The organism is Metabacillus litoralis, assembly GCF_020524045.1.
GTDB lineage: Bacteria > Bacillota > Bacilli > Bacillales > Bacillaceae > Metabacillus > Metabacillus litoralis_C.
The window spans coordinates 28,579-50,478 of the sequence record NZ_JAIVKL010000001.1 but is presented as its reverse complement, the minus strand read 5'-3'; the positions used below and the strand labels follow the sequence as shown (position 1 = coordinate 50,478).

The window sequence follows — 21,900 nt, the reverse complement described above, 5'->3', positions numbered from 1 at the left end:
TTCAATAATTATATCATCAAATAATGGCAGAGAATGGGATATATTTCAAAAAAATCAAAAAGAACACTCGTAATTGGGGAATAAGTTCAATTTTGATATTCTAATAACAAACAATCTTGATACTCTCCTTCATGAAGTTCATGATTTGTAAGTACTTTGACTGTTTTAAAACCACAATTCACATAGCATTTGATTGCTCTTGTATTTCTAATTTGTGGGTCCATAACTACGCGATCTGCTTTTTTATGTTCGATTAAATAATTTACAGTTGTTTTTACAAGTAAAGTGCCAATTCCCTTGTTCCAATACCCTACTTCTCCAATAAATTGATCTGTGCCATAAACGTTCTCATTTATATATCCCAATTCTTTTATCATCTCATCTTCTAGTTGATAAAATTGAATATAGCCAATTTCTTTACAATCAAACTCTACAATACATTTTATCTCTTCATTCTTAGAATGAAAGAATACTTCCATCACTTTATCTAAATCAAATGGGTTATCTCTTCCTTCATAGTACTCAAGAACTAAAGGGTCAGAAAGCCACTTAGTTAACAAGGATTTATCTTTTTCTTCTAATTTTCGAACTTTTAATTTTCCATTCTGAAACAACAATATCATTCCTCCCCTCAATATTATTAAAACAGCTTATTTTAAAACATCTTTTTACTTACAATTTAATTTTCTATCTTGAAATTGAGTTTGATCAATATATAAGTATCATATAACCCACTTTATTGACATTTACAGTTTAACTTAATTGTTTTTTGTTAGTAATTATCGAAAAAAATGAGACTGTGAGATAAGTTTAAATACTTATGTCACAGCCTCGTAAGAAATTTTTAAAAGTTTCATTCTAAGAACACTATTATTTTCAAAGTGTTTGTTGTTATTTATTTTTTGAAAACTCTTTTTCCACAGGAATTTGTAAGTTGGATATCATGTTATTAACAGCACTAAACAGTGCTTTTACAGAAGAAGTCATAATATCAGCGTCAATTCCACAGCCCCATTGAATGACACCATCCAAAGTTGTTATACCTACATATGATACAGCTTTTGAACCTGATCCTATTTCAAGGGCATGTTCTTTATAAATTAAATCTTTGTAATGTATATTTAATTCTTTTTGAAGTACATTGCTTATCGCATCAAGTCTACCATTTCCAACCCCAATAAATTCATGTTCCTCATTATTCATAATGATTGATACAATCGTTTCATAATGATCATTTTGAGTAAATCTGTAATTAACAAACTCAACAGGTGTATTAATGTTCACAAATTTTTCTATGAAAATATCATAAATTTCATTTGCCATAAGCTCCTTGTGTTGGCGATCTGAAACATTTTTAACACTATATCCAAAGCTTTCACGCATATTAGCAGGCAGATCTAATCCGTACTTTTGTTGAAGCACATAACCAATACCTCCCTTACCGGACTGGCTATTAATTCGGATAATGTCACCCTCATATTCTCTACCAATATCTAACGGATCAATCAATAAATAAGGAACAGTCCAATGCTCTGGATCCTTTTCCTCGCGCCATTTCATTCCTTTGGCAATAGCATCTTGATGAGAGCCAGAAAATGCAGTAAAGACGAGTTCACCTCCGTATGGATGTCTTTCGTGAACTTTCATATTTGTTAATACTTCATAAGTGGTAATGATTTTTGGAATATTATCAAAATTTAATTTGGGGTCTACTCCGTGTGAATACATATTTAAAGCTAAAGTTACAATGTCTACGTTTCCTGTTCTTTCACCATTCCCAAACAATGTTCCTTCAACTCTCTGCGCTCCGGCTAGCATCCCTAGCTCAGCATCTGCCACTCCAGTTCCTCTGTCATTGTGTGGATGAAGTGAAAGAATCACATTGTCTCGATATAGAAGATGATCACTCATATACTCAATTTGACTTGCGTAAACATGAGGCATTGACATTGAAACTGTTGCAGGTAAGTTGATAATCACTTTGTTATCTGTTGTCGGCTGCCATATATCAAGTACCTGATTACAAATGTTAAGAGCAAACTCTACTTCAGTACCTGTGAAGCTTTCAGGAGAATATTGAAATTGAAAGTTCCCCTCTGTTTCGGAAGCATATTTCTTAAGAAGTTTTGCTCCAGTTATGGCAATATCAATTATTTGATTTTCAGATTTTTTGAATACTTGCTCACGCTGTGCTACAGAAGTGGAATTATACAGATGCACAACTGCTTTATTCACACCTTCCAATGCTTCAAAAGTCTTGCTTATAATATGTTCTCTTGACTGTGTTAACACTTGAATGGTTACATCTTCTGGGATCAAATCTTGTTCAATTAATGTACGAACAAACGCGTATTCTGTTTCTGATGCTGCTGGAAATCCAACTTCTATCTCCTTAAAACCCACTTGTAAAAGTAACTGAAAATAATTCAACTTTTCTTCCAGACTCATAGGGACGACCAAAGCCTGATTTCCATCGCGAAGATCTACACTACACCATGTAGGAGCTTCTGTAATATATTCCTTCTCTGTCCATTTTAGGCTTTTCACCGGAGGCATAAAGTAGCCTCTTGAATACTTTTCAATATTTTTCATTTTGAATCCCACCTTTTCTATTGCTGTTAAATGAATAAAATAAAAAAGCCTATCATCTCACAAAGAGACGACAGGCTGTGCCTACGTGGTACCACTCTAATTGATTCATTTTTTTAAATAACAAAACGAACCCACTTAAAGACTTTATGACGGTAGTCATCCGTTAAAACCTACATATCGGTCTTACCACTCCTGGGTGAGTTGGGGAATTTATTGACTGTCTTTCACCACCCGACAGCTCTCTAAACAATAATTCTTCCTTAATACTCCCAATCTTTGTGTTTGAAATATTTGATTCATCTGATTTTTCTAATTTTATAATGAATTCAAATAATTATCAAGCGGTAATTGAAAAAATTGTTTATAATTTAAAAATGTTAAAAAATTCGCTTGCTTATAATTTAGTTAAATTCTAATAATACTATTCACTTTTGGTAAATGCATAGTAACTTTATCTTTTGTTAGAAAATGTTTTAGAGATTAAGAAATTAATGAAAAAACAGAAAATCAATAATATAAGTAGTATTATTAAATTCACATTTTCAAATATAAGACTAATCACTAAATAAGTAACTAGTGAAATTAAAACGGCACCTAACCATAATTTTATTTGAAACTTTCTTTCTTTAACCGACATACTATATTCTCCTTAATAATTAGCTTATTTATTAGCTTATTTTACTATGTTACTAAAAGTTTAATTACATGTTAACGATCATATTTCCTTTGAAGATGGTTAAAACCGACAGTTTTTTATTTTATTTTGATTTCTAGTTCATGATTCATGACCCTTTTGTGATATTTCCTTTTAACACAGCTATTCCGCAGGAGACTCTACATATCCACCACCAAGCAACAAGGGTGGTGAATATCAACATTTATTTATCTTAACTAAGCTTTATTTTAAAGAACCAATTATAAATCAACATAAGCAAATAAAGTAAACAACACAAGCTAATCCATGTCCAATACCATTGCCATCCATGATATTCAATGACCATTGTATATTTTTCTAATAAATACTCAATAAAAGTAAAAAATGAAATGATTGTAATATAATATAATACTCTGATTTTTAGGGGCTTTTTTCTTGGATAACAGAGGATGAAGAAAATGGTCGTTATTGGCAAAACTGCATACTCAAATAATAGACTTGTTTCATTAGTTTTTGAAAATTCTCGGACAGGATATTCTAACCATTTTAATTCCACAACAATCAATCCCAACGCCCATGTGAAAAACTGTGATAGGAAAAAAATAAAAGATGCTTTATTTGCTTTTTTGATTGGTATAAAACATAAGGCAGTCAAACTAAAAACTAACGTACAAAAGAGAACTAGTTTTTCAATCAAAGACTTCACCACGACCTTCAATTGATGTATTTGAAAACCATTTAATATAAAGATGACACACGACAAAATAACTAGCAAAATTTATATACAAACGGACAGGTTGTGATTTATTTGTGCCTTTTAAAAATTCTTGTAAATCTGTATATACTGAAATAAAATAGACGAACCAAACAATCATTGATATAAAAAGAACATAGTGAATTATTTTCTTTAACATTGGCTCGCTAGAAGGAAAAGTGAGAATAAACCACATGAAAATTGAGGGGATAAACAAGAAATTTTGTGTAAAACCAACTTTCGTCGCGTGATTAAAAATTCTGACAGGATATTCGATTGAGCCAGTTTGTACTAAGATGATACAACCTGCCCACGTAAAAGCATGAAATACTAAAAAACTAATCATAGCTAGCCGGATCTTTTTTTTAGGGATATATAAGGTTGATACTAAAGGAATAATGAATAAAAACAAGATGATAAACTGCTCTATTGTCAAAAACGCTCACATCCTCCATGTATGTATATTAATGATTTTCTCAGTTCCTCTTTTATATTCATACATGTATTTCGTTCTCGATTTTGTTTTGTATCTATTCTAAGGAACTTCCATTACCCTTTAATTTTCTCTCGTTTGAGCTTCAATATACTTAAAACAAATAATAGTTTTTGCAATACTTGTTTCCTTCCACAAATAGGTACTTTTTATATCTGTGATTTTTGACTAGCAACTTTAATAAAGAGCTTATAATAAAAATATCCACTTCTACATGAAGTGGACCACATTTGTGTTGATATTTTTTTTTGTTCCTCTATAAGGAAATAAAAAATCATTCTAACCTATCTTTTTTTAGCTTTTTTTCATGGATTGAAATTTTCACTAATGGAGATAAGTAATATACGCAAAAATCCTCGTGACTAATTGATATTCTAGTAGCCGATTTGCCACCTAAAATAGTAATCAAATACATAAAAATGAATATAATATTTAACGATTAATCCCCACTCAACACTTATGTTCCTTATACCATTGTTTTATTTCTTTCTGAATTTCTTTCCAGTGAAAATCTGCTAAAATATATGGAAAACCGTTTTGATTAAATTCTATAATGTCAATTTTATCTCTTTCAATTTCTACTATACAAAAGTTTCTATATGGAGTAGATATCACTTTTATATTATGCTTCCCACTATATAATTTATAAATTGCCTGCTGTTGTTTTTCTGTGATTGACCATTCACCTGTTTTTGTTGGGTACTCTTTTAAATTGTTGCTTGCTTGATCTTTGTTTTGATCTCTGAACTCATGTTCTGTGATTGGTTTTTTGTCCCTCAGGCTGTCTCTAATGTTATTTAAAAACTCAACAATCTCTGCTAATGCTAGGAAAAGGACACCAGATATTATACCTGCACTAGTCCACATGAGAAATATCGATAGAATAAATTCTTCTCCAAAACCATTATCTATACTTGAAAAGTTAATTCCACAAACTAATCCACCCACTATTTCAATCCATCCAATGATAGTTAGTAATACTGCTATTTTATTTTCTTTATTAAACACCCTATCCCATCCCCATATTATTAATAGGTAGCTATTAAAAGCACTTCAGAATTGTTATCCAGAGGTAGAATGTTACCCTAGGTGTTATTTACAAGCCAAAGTAGAAAGATAATAACTAAAATGATAACAAAACATCCACCTTTTGTTGGACTTCCGTAAAATGCACGATTCCAAGTATCGTCTGTTTCAATCTTACTTTTATAACGGTTATCATTTCGATTAGTCACAGTTTCTTCACTTCCTTTGACTGTTTATAATAATTGAGAAATAGCATAATGAAAATGACAAGGTCCCTTGTGAAAAAATTTAAACAAATACAGAATAAGGTTTAGGATTAGTGAAACCCAATTTTTCTGCCAGTTTTATAGAAGACATATTAGATACATCACAATCCCAACGAGGAATCAATTGTCTTTCAAGACTGTAATCTATGTAGGCTTTTCCAATTGTTGATCCTAATCCAAGTCCTCTATATTCCTTATGTGTAGCAATATCAATTTCGACAAATTGATTAGAAGAAAAAATTGAGGTACATTCACTTACTATTTTTCCTTGATGAAGTATATAAAAACCAAAACTCTTTTTTATGAAATTTGAAACAGATCCCCAATATTCTTTATAGTAAGCTTCGTTAAATTCTAAGCTACTAGAAATCATCTTTTCTTTTATTTTTTTAATAGAATAAGAAGGAGAAAGACGCCTACTAACATATTCATCTTTACCATCAAAGTTAAAAGAGTACCGTCTGAATTGTTGTATCTCATTTTTAAGCTGTTCTTGGATGACTAAATCCCAGGTAGGTGTTGAAGAAAATAAACTAAATCGTAGGTGATCTTTTTTTCTTGCTTTATATAAATTAACTAGATCATGATTAAAATTCTGATTATCTTCTTTTCCAGCAATAACATAAATACCAGAATTAGTAGCTATTAAGAATGTTTTTGGATCTTTTGAGTCAACATAGACGCTTCCACTAATGTATTCATCTAAAATAGAATGTGAAAAAGTTGGAATATGTATATTATTCTTTTTTAGTATTTTGGTTACAAGATGATAGTCTGTTTTATGTAGTAGATTCATAATGATAGACCTTTCTTTTAATTGAAGATATAGATGCGAATTGACTTGTTTATTGTTAATAAAGTCGCTCTGTATAGCTTACCTGTAAATCTTTTTCTACCTCTTCGGCTGTAGAATTAGGTATTTTTGCATGAGCAACAAGCATTTTTGGCATAGAAGGCAATGAATCTTTACCATTCCATGTTTCTGGATTCCATAGTCCAGAACGAATAAAGGCTTTTGCACAATGAGCATAGCATTCTTCTACTATAACACCAATACCGAACAAGGGGATTTTTCCATTAACTTTACTTTTTTCAAGTAAATCTGGATCTCGAGTAAGATATGCCTTCCCATTAACTCTTAATGTTTCTCCTAATGTTGGAATGAAAAACAAAAGTCCAATATGTGGATTAGAGATGATATTATGAATAGAATCCATCCGCTTATTTCCAGGTCGTTCTGGAATAAATAAATGGTGATCATCAAGAACAGTCACAAATCCAGGTGCATCTCCACGTGGTGAAACATCACATTGTCCTTTAGAATTTGATGTGGATATTGTTAAAAATGGAGACTTTGAAATGAATTCTCGACAATGATCATCAATATGTGAAATAACTTTGTTCGTTGCTCTTTCACTTGGTGTACCCACTTCAGCCCGAAAATCTTCAAACTCTTTTTGAGTTATGATCATATCTTTAAACATAGAATCATCCTTTTTAAATGGAATATATATACAATGGTACTACATTTTTACGTACATAACTATAAAAAAATTGCAAAGGTATTATCGTCTAATCTCATAGTATATTAAAATGAGCTCAGAATTATTTCTAATTAGCGTACCATACCCCATCCTATATCTCGATTGTCTCTTGATTGAAATGGTACACTCTTTCAAAAAACATAACAGGTAGTATAAAATAATGAGTAAAATTAAATTGTTGATAAAGCTGTTTTCGCAAACTTTGTTACTTTTCAATAACCGAAACAATCGGCACTTTATTAAGGCTAGTGGAATCTTTTCTTCATAAAATAGTACCCTTATAGTGAAAAAACAGTGTTTTTAAAACGAATTTTGGTTACATAGCAACAATCGTTTTTAAAAACCCTCTGATAAAAATCAACTGAAAGAGTGATAACATGAGTGAAAAATACGATCCGAGATACCATTTACATTTAGGTTACTATGAAGATTCTTATGATTTAGAATCAATTGCATTTAAAATTCAGTCTCAAGATGTTTGGGATATATTTTTTGATTTCAAATTTTATAACTTAGTGAATCAAAAACAAAACCAAGTAGAACATGAGGATTTTGGAACTAAAATTTTATCTATAGATTGTCATGACCTTTCATATGATGATGGCGTAAAAATGTTTAAAGAATGGTTAATAGAGCAAGGTTTTATTTGATGTGATATACCGCTCAATAAATAATTACATTGAGTGGTAAAAGAGTCACTTTATTTTTTTACAGCATGGATATAATGAATCGTTTCAAAAGCTGACAAATAATCTGTTCGGTTACTAAAGTAAGATTCATTGATTGCAGTTGGTGTTAAATGTTCATAAATGAGTAATCCTGATTTTTCTAGCATACTCTCAATTTCTCGAAAAGAAAAACACGATTTCATTGGTTCTCCACTTACTGAAGCCATGTACAACATATTTTCAACTCTGTTAAACATTCCTTTTTCTTTGAAGAGATTCTCATCCGCATAATCAATAACAATAGAACTGCCTTCTGGTAAATGGGCAAACAAATTATTTATTAAACGCTCAATCTCCTCTTTAGTTAAATAATATGAAACACCCAAGAGGCTAAAGAACGTTTTTGCTTTATTATTAAACCCTTCATTTACTAAAAATTGATGAGAAAATGTATGTGTGAAGTCCATTGGAACAAAATGAAGATTACTAAGAATGTTAAATTGAGCAATTTCTAATCTTTTCTTTTTAAATTCTTGTGTAGCTGGGTGATCGATTTCAAATATTTCTAAAACGTTTTCCAATTCAGGATGTCTGAAGCAAAAGGTATCTAATCCGGCTCCGAGGATTACGTACTGTTTTACTCCTAAGTTCATTTCATGAAGTAAAACATTTTCGCAAAAAGCAGAACGAGATAATGGTGTTGGAGAAAGTTGGATTTGTGTAACCCATTTTAATATCTCTTTTGGTTTTTCATACAATTTTTCTCCCATTTCTTTGTTGAAAAACTGTATACCCTTAATCATATTTTCACTGATATTTTTATATTCTTCTTCAGAAATAAGGTCTTTAGCAAGAATATCATCAAAAATTTTCGGTGTATCATTTCTACTATGATACGATCGACTAAATGCTGCTACTAAGGAAGTTAGGCTGTATTCATTTTGTTTCATACAAAAATCCTCCAAAAAAATAAGATTCCCCTGGCCAGGAGAATCTTATTATATACAGGAATTAAATAATTGTAAATTATAGCACAAATAACTTTTTTTGTCAATTTATCACTTTATCACAACATGGAAAACTTAATTTTTTCCAAGTGTTTTGGTCGAAAAAAAAAATATTTATTATTCAATTAGAAGTATTAATCTAAAATTAGGTTGATCCAAGTATAAAAACAAAGCTTCGTTGAAAAAATCCTTTGCTAAAAGTAAACTATTTTAAAACGGGGCGTAAATCATCTAATTTCTCAAACAAATGCCACACAAATTGATCTAGTCCTTTGTCCCGATATGGATGAAATTCAGCCATTTCCGGATCATTTAAAAACGCAGAATTGGCTTTTTTTGATTTCCATTCTACTAATAATAAAACTTGTCTTGGTCGAATTTCCCCAACTGGTGCGGATTCAAGATTCCCTATCGCCACTACTTTTGCTCCATGTCTTGCTAATGCTTTGTCTGCTTCTTTTGAATAAGTAGCATAGCTTTGTTTGTCTTTTAAATCAAATAAGTTTAATGCATATATTGCCATTTGTTTTCCTCTCCTTCTTCTATGTTTATTTTTTCTATCGTTACTGGAATTCCATTTAAAACCGCATTTCCTGAAACTTGGTCGACAACAAGTTCATCTGTTAAAATATTTGAACTTACACCTGCATGTTTTTTTGCTATTTGTAGCTGTGTCTCATTTTCAAGATGTCCCCACCCATGTGGTAAACTCACAACACCTTCTTTTATTTCATCTGTAATTTCAATTGAAACGACAATACTGCCAACTCGCGAACTGATTTTAACAAAATCCCCTTTATTCACCTGTTGCTTTATAGCATTATTAGGGTGAATAAAAAGAGTACAGCGGTTTTTTCCTTTAACAAGAACAGGTAGATTATGCATCCATGAATTATTTGACCGAAGATCACGTCTTCCGATTAAAACGAGTTCCTGTTGATTTTCACTAAGTTTTGATGTTAAACGTTCAATGTCTTTAATTAATGGTCTTGGTGCTAGTTCAATTTTTGCAGTAGAAGTGAGTAACACCTCTGGAATTCTTGGCTTTAATGGTCCAAGATCTAATCCATGTTCATTTGTTTTTAGCTTAGCCAATGTTAATCCATCAGCCTCTTTTCCAAAATGATCTCCATATGGCCCAACTCTGATTAAAAAGTCTAGCATTCTCTCTGGTCCTTGATAACGATTTAAATCTTCTAGTATTCTATCCATTTTCTCTTGATAAATTGGTGAAGAAATATTTGCAACTTCGGCTTTCACCATACTCCTTATCGATAAATCATCTAATCTTTTTATAGAATCTTCTCCAAAATTTTTGGCACTAACGATTTCGGTTAAATGAAGGAGTATTTCCCATTCATCAAGCTGCTCCATAGGAAGATCAAAAATTGGTTTTGAATAATGCGCAATGTTTCTTACTGAAAGATGATAAAAAGATAGATCATAATGAGACCTTTCAAGAGGTGATGGGATAGGTAGAATAACATTTGCATGTTTTGTTGTTTCATTTAAGTAGCAATCAATACTTACGATGAATTCTAGTTTTTCAAACGATTTCTGTAAGCGTTTACTATTAGGGGCTGATAAACATGGATTTCCTGCGATCGTAATAAAGGCTTTTAATTCATTAGACTGTTCAATTTCATCACACATTGAGGATACAGGTAATTCTCCTAATACTTCTGCTAATCCAGTAATTGGGCTATGGAAACGCTCATATCTGTAAGTTTCTTGTTTTCTTGGTGTTTTTCGAATATTTCTTCCACCTGCAGCAGGCGTAGTGAATAAAACTCCACCCTCATGATCTAAATTTCCTGTTAAGATATTCAGTAATTCAATTAACCAACTAGTGATTGTTCCGAATTCCTGTGTGCTTGTTCCCATTCGTCCATATACAGCTGCCGAATCAGCATGAGAAAGCTCTCGTGCAAGCTTCCGGATCGTTTCTGCAGATATACTGCATTTATCTTCAACTAATTCAGGTGAAAAATCCTTTGAGATTTTTTCTATTTTATCTAAACCATTCACATACTCACTTAATTTTCTTAATTTAATAAGGTTTTCATCAAAAAGAGTATGAATCATTCCCAATAATAAGTAAGCATCAGTTCCTGGAGTAATAGGGTAATGTTCGTTAGCCGCTTTGGCCGTTAGTGTTTTAACAGGATCAATAACTACAACTTTACCACCTCTATCCTGCAACAAAGATAATCGCTTCTTCATATTGGGGGCGGTCATTAAGCTTCCATTTGAAACAAGTGGATTAGCACCAAGTATTAAAAAATAGTCTGTACGATCAATATCAGGAATTGGAATACTAAAATCATTTCCATACATCATCTCTGCTGTTAACTGTTTTGGAATTTGATCCATTGTACTTGCGGAAAATTTATAACGAGTGCGTAAAGTTTTTAAGAAAATTGGCGCATAAAGTAATCCTGCTAAATTATGAACATTAGGATTCCCAAGATAAACACCAATCCCATCTTGACCATATTGCTTAATTACGTTTTGAAGACCTTTTCTTACTTCTAAAAAAGCCTCATTCCAAGACACTTCTTTCCACTCTGTTCCTTTGCGTATGATCGGTTTTCGAATTCTGTCAGGATCTTCATGCAATTCTTTTAAACTAAATCCTTTAGGACACAAATATCCTTCGCTAAAAGGATCAAGCTTATCTCCACGTATGGAAACAACTTTCTTTTGCTTTGTATGTATCTCAAGACCACAAGTTGCTTCACATAAGGGGCATGTTCTGTAATGTATTTCTACTTCAGAATTCGTGTTCATTGTATACCTCCTTTAAGATACCAAACGGTTAGTATAATTTTATAATTATTTGATATATTTTACAATGATTTTAGATTTTTATTTTAAATTGCTCTAAATTGGTTGATTTTCTTTTTCATTTTGAGGAATACTTTATTCTGAAATTTTCATATCGATTATTACAGGTTGTTGAATATTTATCTTTTTTTTGCGAATACTTTTCAAGGAGGTTTTCTCCTACCTCTACTTCGATGTGTAAGGAGAGGTTTAATGGATATAACAACAACAATAAGGAGTGCTTTTATGGGAATTTTAAGCGGAAATCCACAAAATGAACCTTTACATTATGGAGAAGTATTTTCACTATGGTCCTTTTCTCAATCATCGAAAGGTATGATTGCTGGTGGTCAAGCATTTTTAAATCATTTAGGTGACAAAGATTTACATAAGCTTTTAGAAGAAATAATCAATCAATGTCAACAAGAACTAAAACAAGTTGATGCTCTTCTAAAAGATAATGGTGTAGCTTTACCACCAACTCCTCCAGAGAAACCAAAAGCAAATCTTGAAGACATTCCTGTTGGTGCACGTATGACTGATCAAGAAATTGCTGCTGGTTTATCAATGGATATCGCAGCAGGCTTAGTTGCATGTAGTTCGATCATAGGTCAATCGATTAGAGAAGATGTAGCAATGATGTTCGGTCAATTTCATATGGAAAAAGCTACGATAGGTGGAAAAGTTTTAAGACTAAATAAAGAAAAAGGTTGGCTCATCGTACCTCCATTACACCATAGCAAAACAGAAGAAAAGTAAAGGCTCTTTTCTGAAAGATTGTTGCTATGCAATCAAAATATGCAGTATAAACAGTGTATTCTGGCATATAAGGCCACTATTTTATGAAGAAAAGATGCCACTAGACTTAATACAATGCTGATTTCCTCAGGTAATTATAAGCAACAAAGTTTGCGAAAATAGCCAAAGTAAAAAAAGAATCATCATTCTCTTTCAAAGAATGATGATTCTTTTTTAACTAATTTTTATCAGTTATGAAATCCATCAAACATTAAAACTACATTGCCCTATTGGCTTGTTCAACTACATCAGATGTAATCAATCCATATTGTCCGTTTTTCCGTTTATATACGACACTCATTAAATCATTTTCGGAATTTTGGAAAACAAAGAATTGATGATCAAGTAAATTCATTTGAAGAATGGCTTCTTCTTCACTCATTGGCTTTAGTTGAAATTGTTTCATTCGTACAATTTCTTCTTCTTCATCAACTTGTTCCGTGTTATTTTCGAGCGGTTGATGTTGTGGTAAGATCATTTTTTCTTTTCGAGATTTACGATTTAATCTGGTTTTGTATTTACGAAATTGTCGTTTCAATTTTTCTTCAACAAGATCAATAGATTTGTACATATCGGTTGTTTGTTCTTCAGCTCTTATCGTCAGATCCCCTATTGGTACAGTTACTTCTATACATTGGTTGTTTTTAAAAATTGATAAGTTTATATAAACATGAAAAGTGGCTTTTTCAGGAAAATAATGTTCTACTGCACTACCGATTTTTTGATTAACATAATTTTTTATCGCATCAGTGATTTGTAAATTTTTGCTGTGAATAATCAGATTCATTTTATGTTCCTCCAATACTGATGATATATTTGAACTTTGTTGTTTTACAACTCCAAGGAAACAGCACTGTACAAAAGCATAGTTGCATCTTTTCTTAATAGGATCGTTCCTATTTTGCTATAATCACAATATTTCCAGTGCATAATTAGGTTTATTAGTAACAATCTTTCAGAAAGGCTGTTTTCGCAAACTTTGTTGCTTTTAAATACCAGAAGCAATCAGCATTGTATTAAGTCTAGTGGCTTCTTTTCTTCATATAATGATACCCTTATAGTGAAAAAACACTGTTTCCACTATGAATTTTGGTTACATAGCAACAATCGTTCAGAAAAAGAGCATTTATAATATGAAGTTACTCTTCATCCTTAGGAGTTCTAACAACTAACACATCACATTTAGCGTAACGCAAGATGTTTTCAGATACGCTTCCAACTAAAATTCGTTCAACTGCATTCATTCCAGTTGCTCCACATACAATAAGATCTACTTGATATTCTGGCGCTATTTCTTTAGAGATCTTTGTTTTAGGTGAGCCATATTTTATGATCGCATCGACCTGATTCAAACCCATTTCTCTAGCTGTTTCCTGATATCTTTCTAACAGTTCGCGCGCAAATTTTTCTGCATTTTCCACCATTGTAGTATCTGCATACAATCCATAAGTGGAAACCGTTAATTCACGAGAATCAATGATGTTACAAAGAGTAAGCTTTGCTGAGTTTCTTTTTGCAATAGTGACTGCCTTTTTAAATGCCCATTCCGCCTCATCGGAACCATCTATTGCCACAAGGATTTTCTCATAGACCATATTCATGATCATCTCTCCCTTAAGATCTAAGTATAGGAAAGTTCTTCCTATGTCTATATCTTATCTTGTCGTAGATCAGTTTAATGTGATAAATATCACAAACATTCGTGTATTTTTCTAAGATTACATAATAATATTATTGATGGAGTTCTTGAAATTAATTGTTTATGATTTTTAGATAAATATGTATAAAAAAGAGACCAAATCAATTTAATCTGGTCTTTTAAATGGGTAATCCCTCTTATTCTTTTTTACCGTTCCCTTTATTATCTTTTTTCTCTTTTGCTTCTTGTTGCTTTTGTATAGATTTACCTTTAACTTTATTTTCTTTTTGTTTATTTTCTTCTGTTTTCGTTAATTTCTCACGTTTAGGTTGCTCGATTTTCGCCTTTTTTTCCTCTTGTTTCTTGATTATTTTCTGTGCTTTTTCTGCTGCTTTATAATCAGTTTTTACTTCAGTTGTTTTTACTGTTTTAGATACATTTGCATTTTGTTCTTTTGTTACATCTTCTTGATCATTCTCTAGATTTTCTTGGTCAACATCTGTTGTTACTTCACTAACAACTTCATTTGTTTGATTTGATTCTGTCGTTTGAGCTTCTTCAGTTTCTGTTTCACTTTCTTCTTTTTCTTTATTTTCCTTTGCAAGTTTTGCTAACTTTTTGTTTATTTTCTTTTCAAGCTTTACTTGAGCCTTAGTAATATTTTTCTGGATAGCTTCTTTTGCTTTAGGATTTTCCACTTTTTCAAGAACTGCAGTTAGTGCCACGATGTTAGCAGAAAATTTCGCTTCTAGTTCAGCACGAACTGAGTCCACAGAGTCATCGTTTATGTTTTCTTCTTTGTCTTGATTATTTGTTTCTTCTTCTTTTTCAGTTGTATCTTCTATTTCATCTGTAGTTTCTGCATCTTCTTCTAATTGGTTTTCTTCTAGATCTTCTTCTAATTTTTCAAGTGCATCTTCTTGATGTTCTATTGCTTTTTCAAGAACTTCTTCCGCTAATTCATACTCACCTTGAATGAGTAACTGTTCCGCTTCTTTTATACGCTCTTCGGCAAATTCAGCAAGTAGTGAAGCTTCTTTATCATCACTAAACGTTAAAGCAAGTTTTACATTTTCCATTAATTTTTTAGCAAAGTAAAAAAAATCACTTGGTATTAGAGACACTTCTTCATCTTCAACTTCTTCGTCAATTTCAACAACTGAATTATCATTACTGTTTATTTCTGTTTCAGTTCCTTCCACTTCTGTAACTTGCTCTAGTTCAGTCACATTTGTCTCTTCAATAGATTGGTCAGTTTTTACTTGTTCTTCAAATTGTACGTTCGTTGATTCTTCAGCAAATGCTTGACCATTTCCTATAGAAAAAGCTAAAACCGAAGTAATTACTGCTGTTGATAAAACGTTGCGAACATTTTTGTTCATCATTTGTCAATCCTCCTATGAATGTAAGTATAAGATCATGATGCTAGATTGCATGTAACCCTTGCTTGCACAATATTTACCATGAAAACTACTAACTTAAATGATCTTTATACAATTTCGATGAACGATAAGCTTTTTATGTCTGTACTTTGAAAACTTTTTAGGAAATTTGTTCATAGATATTTATTCCAGTTCACCCATTTTTTAAGTGTATAGAAGTTTACTAGAACAAGTTATGATGTTGATAGACAAAATCAAACATTGAGGAGTTGTTGTTTATGAAAAAGACAATTATTGTAGCAATTGCATCAATGGGTTTGATCACTACGGGATTTACAACACAAACATCTGCGCATGAGTTAACATATAAAGTACAATCTGGAGATTCGCTTTGGAAAATTTCGTCACAACAAAATCTTACTGTTCAACAATTACTTCAATATAATAATTTATCATCATCAACTATTTATGTAGGACAAGAATTAACACTAGTAGAACCACATAATCATGAAACAACAATACAAGGATCTTATACAGTTAAATCTGGAGATTCACTTTCTTTAATAGCAAAAAATCATCTCACAACTGTGACAGATTTAAAAACAATCAATTCTTTAACATCGGATGTAATATTTGTTGGACAAGTTTTGACGATTCCTTCAACTAACTTGTCGACTACAAAAACGACAACCTCTTCAACAACATACACTGTTAAATCAGGTGATTCATTATGGAGAATATCACAGCTAACTGGTGTTACTGTCAGCGACCTAAAGACTTATAACAATTTAACAACTGATAATATATATGTTGGACAAGTATTAAAATTAACAGGAAATTCTACAGTTACAAAGCCTCCATTACAAACGTTTAATGCTGATGCTTTAGTTCTTGAAGCAAAAAAATATGTAGGTGTTCCATATGTTTGGGGAGGCAATACACCATCAGGATTTGATTGCTCTGGATTTTTAAATTATGTTTATCAAAAACAAGGGATCTCAATCCCTCGTACAGTTGCAACAATTTGGGAAACAGGTAAAACAGTATCTATTCCTCAAAAAGGTGATCTTGTGTTCTTTTCAACTACAGCACCAGGACCAACACATGCTGGAATTTATCTTGGTGATAATAAATTTATTCATGCAGGTTCATCTACAGGAGTAACTATTTCTGATATGACAAACTCATATTGGAAGCCACGTTATTTAGGAGTGAAAACAATTCAATAAATTTAAAAGGGACAGAATAGCTAGTTTTCTATGACTAGCTATTCTGTCCCTTTTGTATTATTTCCACTAGACCTTTAAAAATTTTATAAAGGCTCTAGTCTAGATGATGATTGCTAAGTGACGTCTAATCTGTTGTAATCAGTGTTTTATCGCATTAAAGGTGCTATTTTCATAGGGGGAAATGTCACTAGACTTTGTACAGAGTTGTTTCCTGCAGGATTCTGAAAACAATATCCTTCACGAAAACAGCCTTATTTAAATACAGTGATTATTTTTTGCCCGTTTTTCCTATCTTCTGTGTAAAAGAATGAAAGTTGATCATCTTCTTTATATATTTTAAATTGTTCTTGTGCTTTTTCTGATAATTGAAATGCACTTGTTTGGTTATCCATGATTAGCTCGACTGTATGCGGATCGATTTGTCCAACTAATTCACCAGATCCTGCAATTTCTACTAGTGTTTCAGCTTCTGAATTTTTCTCATTTATTTCTACAATAGCCTCTTCTTTCCTACTCGTTTCTGAAATTCCACTAGTCGTTTCTTTCTTATTTACATCATCAATTCCGGTCTGCTCACTTGTTCCACAACCAGTTAAAAGAGTACTTACAAAAACGAAACTTATAATAGCACTTCTCCTTTTGAATATCATAAAAATTCTCCTTTATTAAACATATATAATGTTTCATATAATAAGTCGAAGATATGGGGGGGATGGTTACAAATGCAATTTATTTTTATATGTTTTTTATTAAACGAAGTTTGATTTTACAACTGAATGAGAGAATAAAGTAAAAGCATTTGGAGAAAAATATTTAACTAGAAGTATCTTTATTTGTCTTCTATATTTGATATTGTCGGAGGATTTTATGAACAGAAAGGGAGTAATCAACCGAAATTCTACACCGTTTTTCATTTTAGCGATCATTCATATAGGAATGATTTTGTATCTAGTTTATCGTAAGCAAGGAAAATTAAAATGGTTTGTTCTCTTAGCGAATATAGGTTTTTCATATGTGTTTGAATATTTCATTTTAAACCTATTTAATGCATATAAATATAAGCCGTCGATCCTAAAAAATCCTGCTCTTGATAATATTTTAGGAGCCATTTTGTCTCAAGCTTTTTTTATACCAATTACTGCGACATTTCTAACGGTAACAAAAGCCAATTGGTTATGGAAATTTGGGTTTAGTATATACTTCTTTATCATTGAAAAACTGTTTATTAAATTAAGAGTTTATCAATTGATTTGGTGGAAATCCCACTATACGTTGATTTTATTGCCAATTGCTTTTTCTATTAGTGATGGGATGCAACATGCTCTAGAACAAAATGAAAAATGGGCACAAAGGTTGGTTCATTACCTCTCTCTTGTTGTCATTAGTATAACCCTCTTGTTTATTCCTGCTTCTAGTAAACAAATCAGATTTGGATTTGGGTTTTATCGTTCATGGAAGAAGCATTTTATTATAGCTCCACTTTATAGTTTTTATCTTTCATTTATTGTTTTTATGACCTCTACTGATTTCAAGCCTATTAAAAAAATGACCGCACTTCTGATGATGTTCTTTTCAGATTGCTTACTGTGTCGCTTAAATATTCTTAAAACTAGTTTTCAATCTTCATTAACAAGATTATTTTTTCATATTTTTATGATCTATTTGTCAAATTTCTTATATTATATAATAAGAAGACAGCCCCAAAACTCTTAAGGCTGTCTTTTTACAAGCTATTTTTTTCGGTCGTTTCTTTCAAAATGACATTCGTTACATACGGCAAACTTAAAACGTGGATGAAGGCTTTTTCCACAAACTTTACATCCTCTTCTTGCTATTTGAACTCCTGATTTCAAGTTTTCATGAATGTTGTCACTAATTTCTTCACGAATTCGTTCCCAATAATGGGCTTCTGTGCTTCGTCCAAGTTTATACAAAAATAATAAATGAAGTCCTACTGATTTATAAGATAATTCTAGTTCTTCAAGACTTGACTCTTTTATTTGTGGATCAGGTAAATCTTGTCCATTTATTATTGCTTCAAGCTTTTGTTTCCATTGAAGTCGCAAGCTTGGTTCATTTGATGAAAAAGGAAGATGTAGAAATCCATACAAATCCGCCACAGAGAGTTTAGCTTCAATTATGGTATCTTCGACCATGTCATATAATAATTTTTCTTCTGTTAATGTAGCTTTCTTTGTACCCATTGGGCTTTTAAACTGATCCCAAAGATAAAAAAACAACCCGAGTTTACGTGAATATTTTTGAAATCGTTCTAAAACAGAAGTAGTTGGAGCAATAGCAAAGCCTTTTAATGGATCATCTTCTTGTTCAAGTAGGCGAGTCATTGTTTTTACATTATGAGTAAACGCTACTTTCCCAATGTTATAAATTCCTTTGCGACCTGCACGACCTGCTATTTGTTTTGTTTCTTGTGAAGTTAAATAGCGTCTTCTTGTTCCATCAAACTTATCATTTTCTAAAAAAACAATTCGTCTAATCGGCAGGTTCAAGCCCATTCCAATTGCATCAGTTGCTACAATGACCGTAGTTTCTCCATTAATAAATCTTTGCATTTGTTTTTTTCTTGTTTCAGGAGGCATGCTTCCATAGATCATACTGACTTGACGACCTGAACGTTGTAGCTCAGATGCTGTTTCAAGAACTCTTTTTCTGGAAAAGCAAACAAGTGCATCTCCCTTGCGTGTTTGATTTAATCTAAACAAATTTGGTTCAACCTCTAATGGTACATCTCGATAATATTCATGTATTTCGATGTGTGAATCACCAAGAACTTCTAGTATCATTGGTCTAGCGTTAAAACTGCAGATAATGTGAACTTCCTTCGCATTTGCTTTTGTTATCGCCTTATACCACGAAAAACCACGATCTTTATCTTCAATCATTTGAGATTCATCTATCACAATAACGTCATAATCATCCTTTTCATGAAACATTTCGACTGTACAAGCAATATGCTTAGCACCAGTAACAATCTTTTCTTCTTCCCCTGTTTTTAGTGAGCATGCGATTCCTTGTTCATTTAACCGTTCATATATTTCAAATGCTAATAGGCGCAGTGGTGCTAGATAAATGCCACTAGCTGCTTCTTGCATTTTTTGAATCGCTTGAAATGTTTTACCTGTATTTGTTTCTCCAACATGGAGGATATACTGTATATTTCGGCCAGCTGGTGGGTTGTACTCTCTGCCAAATATATCTTCGATCATTCGAGCTTCTTCTTCTTTTCGACGTTTAATTGACTCTAACTCTTCAATAACTCGTTTCTCTCTTTCTGAAAGATCTTTATCAAAAATTTCTTGGTGTACAGCTAAATCAAAGGGAATATCAATTAATTTAATTAAGTCTGATACATGTTCTTCCATTAAATCTGCAAAAAATTCTCCACTTAGATCATCAAAAGGAGGGAAAGCGACTTCTTTAATCAACGATATTGGTAATGTTTCTTGATATGTTTGATAATAATCATCAAATACATGTGGAGATAAATGTTCCATAAGCCAATTAGGTCCAAAATCGAATAAATAACTAGAAATGACTCCTTCATATTTTTCAGCTAGATGTTCTTCATATTGATAACGATTAAAGCCGGAATCCATTTCATCAGATAAGTAATGGGAAAAAACGTCATTGTCAGGTGATAAGATTATTCCCTTCTTCTCAACCTCTATCGCAAGTTGTGAACCAACTAAATAGCGAACATATAAATATAACTCCTCATAGTGCTCGCCTAGTAACTGATCAATATAATACTCAAGCTTAGAAATGAACTTTCTTCTAAGTTCTCGTTGACCTTGAAGCTCCATCCTTTCTTCAAAAGCATTTTTAGCTTCTGTCTGTTTTTGTTCCCAATCACTTGGTTTATTTGCATAAATGGAGTTAAGCCAGCTTAAAGCATTAAATTGTTCTAGGTCTCGTATGTGATTACGAAACATTTGATTGATCAGCTTTTTACTAATACCTTCAATCTCAAAGCCTTCTTCAATTAGATATTCTTTTTTTTCTGAGTTTGAAGCATGACTTGCAGCTGTATTTAGCCATGAATTTAGCCAAAGCTGTTCAATATATTGTGATCGTTCTCTTAAATATTGCTCATAAGAAACAGGATCCTCTTTCGATTCTAAATATTTATATATATCATCTAAAACCAAAGACTTTGTCCGCTCAACCGCCTTAGCATGATGATTTTGTAAAATTTTATTCATGTTATAACTCCTCATGATAAATACTATCGAATTTATTTGTTAATATATAGTTTCTATTACTTGCTATGATTCATGTATGTCATTTTTATCTAAGGAAAATATAAAAAACCTCAATATCTTATTTATATATAAGACATGAGGCCTTACTTTAATGGTTTAACCATATTATTTAACCTTTAAAAGTTCAACAAAATGTGAGAGTATCACAGCAGTTAATCCCCAAATCACTTTATTTTCATATTGATAGAAATATTCATCGATTTTTCTCGGCTGCCAATTATAGTTTCTTCCACCTGGAATAAGATCATATGGAAAATCATCTTTTGGTTCTAGCTTTGTATGCACATGATAAATTTGTGGATTTGTCTCTAGAAAAAATGAAAGTGGAACTGTAAAGATTTCTCCGACCTCAGAAGAATTTGGATTTATCGCGCCTAGATCATTAATGTAACCGACATAAGGATAAACAATCATCCCATAAGGGGAAACAAGGAAATCAATTGGGTAAACATCTGAAATATGTTGATAAGTTAACCCAAGCTCTTCGGATGTTTCTCTTATAGCCGTTGCTAAAGCTGATTCATCTTCTTCATCCATTCTTCCACCAGGAAAACAAATCTCTCCAGGCTGCCTTCTTAATTGTTGAGAACGGACTTCAAAAAGGATATGAATATCTTGATCAACTTTAATTAAAGGCAAAAGAACTGCATATTTTGAAAACCTTGCATTTCCAAGAAAAGAAGGTGTATGTAATTGAACCTTGTTGAAGATATCATTTAACTCCATAACATCACCTCA

Annotated in this window: 21 protein-coding genes and 1 other annotated feature; of the genes, 4 read left to right on the top strand and 17 right to left on the bottom strand. The window is 31.9% G+C overall.

What is annotated here, in order from left to right; all coding sequences use genetic code 11:
- Nucleotides 1-86: 86 nt before the first annotated feature.
- The 8 genes from LC076_RS00270 to LC076_RS00240 all read right to left on the bottom strand — a co-directional run bounded on the left by LC076_RS00270 (nucleotide 87) and on the right by LC076_RS00240 (nucleotide 7,270).
- Nucleotides 87-623, bottom strand: coding sequence for a GNAT family N-acetyltransferase (locus LC076_RS00270; RefSeq protein ID WP_226665263.1), 537 nt, complete (start codon nucleotides 621-623; stop codon nucleotides 87-89).
- A 268-nt stretch (nucleotides 624-891) separates the two neighbouring features.
- Entirely contained in the window at nucleotides 892-2,592 is a 1,701-nt protein-coding gene (locus LC076_RS00265) for a 2-isopropylmalate synthase (protein ID WP_226665262.1), read from the bottom strand.
- 60 nt (nucleotides 2,593-2,652) lie between these two features.
- Nucleotides 2,653-2,878 (bottom strand) — a binding site (T-box leader).
- 601 nt (nucleotides 2,879-3,479) lie between these two features.
- On the bottom strand, nucleotides 3,480-3,953 hold the full coding sequence (locus LC076_RS24450) for a CBO0543 family protein (protein WP_413465921.1): 474 nt from the start codon (nucleotides 3,951-3,953) through the stop codon (nucleotides 3,480-3,482).
- Nucleotides 3,937-4,437, bottom strand: coding sequence for a CBO0543 family protein (locus LC076_RS00260; RefSeq protein WP_226665261.1), 501 nt, complete (start codon nucleotides 4,435-4,437; stop codon nucleotides 3,937-3,939). The genes LC076_RS24450 and LC076_RS00260 overlap by 17 nt, the downstream gene beginning before the upstream one ends.
- Before the next feature lie 507 nt (nucleotides 4,438-4,944).
- Nucleotides 4,945-5,502 (bottom strand): hypothetical protein, encoded by a 558-nt coding sequence (locus LC076_RS00255; protein ID WP_226665258.1) that lies wholly within the window; start codon nucleotides 5,500-5,502, stop codon nucleotides 4,945-4,947.
- A gap of 77 nt (nucleotides 5,503-5,579) precedes the next feature.
- Nucleotides 5,580-5,729, bottom strand: a complete 150-nt coding sequence (locus LC076_RS00250) for a hypothetical protein (RefSeq protein WP_226665257.1) — start codon at nucleotides 5,727-5,729, stop codon at nucleotides 5,580-5,582.
- Between the two features lie 79 nt (nucleotides 5,730-5,808).
- The gene (locus LC076_RS00245) at nucleotides 5,809-6,582 is read right to left on the bottom strand and encodes a GNAT family N-acetyltransferase (protein WP_226665256.1); all 774 of its coding nucleotides are present in this window, start codon (nucleotides 6,580-6,582) and stop codon (nucleotides 5,809-5,811) included.
- A gap of 55 nt (nucleotides 6,583-6,637) precedes the next feature.
- The gene (locus tag LC076_RS00240) at nucleotides 6,638-7,270 is read right to left on the bottom strand and encodes a pyridoxamine 5'-phosphate oxidase family protein (protein ID WP_226665255.1); all 633 of its coding nucleotides are present in this window, start codon (nucleotides 7,268-7,270) and stop codon (nucleotides 6,638-6,640) included.
- A gap of 437 nt (nucleotides 7,271-7,707) precedes the next feature.
- Here LC076_RS00240 and LC076_RS00235 point away from each other — a divergent pair, with 437 nt between their 5' ends.
- Nucleotides 7,708-7,980: a DUF3986 family protein gene (locus tag LC076_RS00235; RefSeq protein WP_226665253.1), complete on the top strand. Its 273-nt coding sequence runs from the start codon at nucleotides 7,708-7,710 to the stop codon at nucleotides 7,978-7,980.
- A gap of 50 nt (nucleotides 7,981-8,030) precedes the next feature.
- On the opposite strand, the gene LC076_RS00230 is transcribed toward LC076_RS00235, so the two are convergent.
- From LC076_RS00230 to LC076_RS00220, 3 genes are all read right to left on the bottom strand, one after another.
- Nucleotides 8,031-8,948, bottom strand: a complete 918-nt coding sequence (locus LC076_RS00230) for a class I SAM-dependent methyltransferase (RefSeq protein WP_226665252.1) — start codon at nucleotides 8,946-8,948, stop codon at nucleotides 8,031-8,033.
- Between the two features lie 262 nt (nucleotides 8,949-9,210).
- Nucleotides 9,211-9,528 carry a DUF1330 domain-containing protein gene (locus tag LC076_RS00225; protein WP_226665251.1) on the bottom strand — a complete coding sequence of 106 codons (318 nt, stop codon included), beginning with the start codon at nucleotides 9,526-9,528 and terminating at the stop codon, nucleotides 9,211-9,213.
- A complete protein-coding gene (locus tag LC076_RS00220; protein WP_226665250.1) occupies nucleotides 9,510-11,795 on the bottom strand; it encodes a molybdopterin-dependent oxidoreductase in 2,286 nt (761 codons plus the stop codon). Before LC076_RS00220 ends, LC076_RS00225 begins: the two co-directional genes overlap by 19 nt.
- Before the next feature lie 282 nt (nucleotides 11,796-12,077).
- On the opposite strand from LC076_RS00220, the gene LC076_RS00215 reads away from it, so the two are divergent.
- Nucleotides 12,078-12,590: a DUF3231 family protein gene (locus LC076_RS00215; RefSeq protein WP_226666134.1), complete on the top strand. Its 513-nt coding sequence runs from the start codon at nucleotides 12,078-12,080 to the stop codon at nucleotides 12,588-12,590.
- Between the two features lie 256 nt (nucleotides 12,591-12,846).
- Here the strand turns inward: LC076_RS00215 and hpf are convergent, their stop codons facing one another.
- The 3 genes from hpf to LC076_RS00200 all read right to left on the bottom strand — a co-directional run bounded on the left by hpf (nucleotide 12,847) and on the right by LC076_RS00200 (nucleotide 15,653).
- A complete protein-coding gene (gene hpf / locus LC076_RS00210) occupies nucleotides 12,847-13,416 on the bottom strand; it encodes a ribosome hibernation-promoting factor, HPF/YfiA family (RefSeq protein ID WP_226665249.1) in 570 nt (189 codons plus the stop codon).
- Nucleotides 13,417-13,768: 352 nt separating this feature from the next.
- Nucleotides 13,769-14,230, bottom strand: coding sequence for a universal stress protein (locus LC076_RS00205; protein WP_226665247.1), 462 nt, complete (start codon nucleotides 14,228-14,230; stop codon nucleotides 13,769-13,771).
- Between the two features lie 235 nt (nucleotides 14,231-14,465).
- Entirely contained in the window at nucleotides 14,466-15,653 is a 1,188-nt protein-coding gene (locus LC076_RS00200) for a DUF5667 domain-containing protein (protein WP_226665246.1), read from the bottom strand.
- 275 nt (nucleotides 15,654-15,928) lie between these two features.
- Here LC076_RS00200 and LC076_RS00195 point away from each other — a divergent pair, with 275 nt between their 5' ends.
- Nucleotides 15,929-16,879, top strand: coding sequence for a C40 family peptidase (locus LC076_RS00195; RefSeq protein WP_226665245.1), 951 nt, complete (start codon nucleotides 15,929-15,931; stop codon nucleotides 16,877-16,879).
- Between the two features lie 251 nt (nucleotides 16,880-17,130).
- Here LC076_RS00195 and LC076_RS00190 read toward each other — a convergent pair whose 3' ends face one another.
- Nucleotides 17,131-17,529 (bottom strand): hypothetical protein, encoded by a 399-nt coding sequence (locus LC076_RS00190; RefSeq protein ID WP_226665243.1) that lies wholly within the window; start codon nucleotides 17,527-17,529, stop codon nucleotides 17,131-17,133.
- 217 nt (nucleotides 17,530-17,746) lie between these two features.
- Between LC076_RS00190 and LC076_RS00185 the strand changes: the two genes are divergently transcribed.
- Complete coding sequence (locus LC076_RS00185; protein WP_226665240.1) at nucleotides 17,747-18,592, top strand: hypothetical protein; 846 nt, start codon at nucleotides 17,747-17,749, stop codon at nucleotides 18,590-18,592.
- A gap of 17 nt (nucleotides 18,593-18,609) precedes the next feature.
- Here LC076_RS00185 and LC076_RS00180 read toward each other — a convergent pair whose 3' ends face one another.
- Both LC076_RS00180 and LC076_RS00175 read right to left on the bottom strand, forming a co-directional pair.
- Nucleotides 18,610-21,102: a helicase-related protein gene (locus LC076_RS00180; RefSeq protein ID WP_226665239.1), complete on the bottom strand. Its 2,493-nt coding sequence runs from the start codon at nucleotides 21,100-21,102 to the stop codon at nucleotides 18,610-18,612.
- 165 nt (nucleotides 21,103-21,267) lie between these two features.
- Entirely contained in the window at nucleotides 21,268-21,888 is a 621-nt protein-coding gene (locus tag LC076_RS00175) for an NUDIX hydrolase (protein WP_226665237.1), read from the bottom strand.
- Nucleotides 21,889-21,900 lie beyond the last annotated feature (12 nt).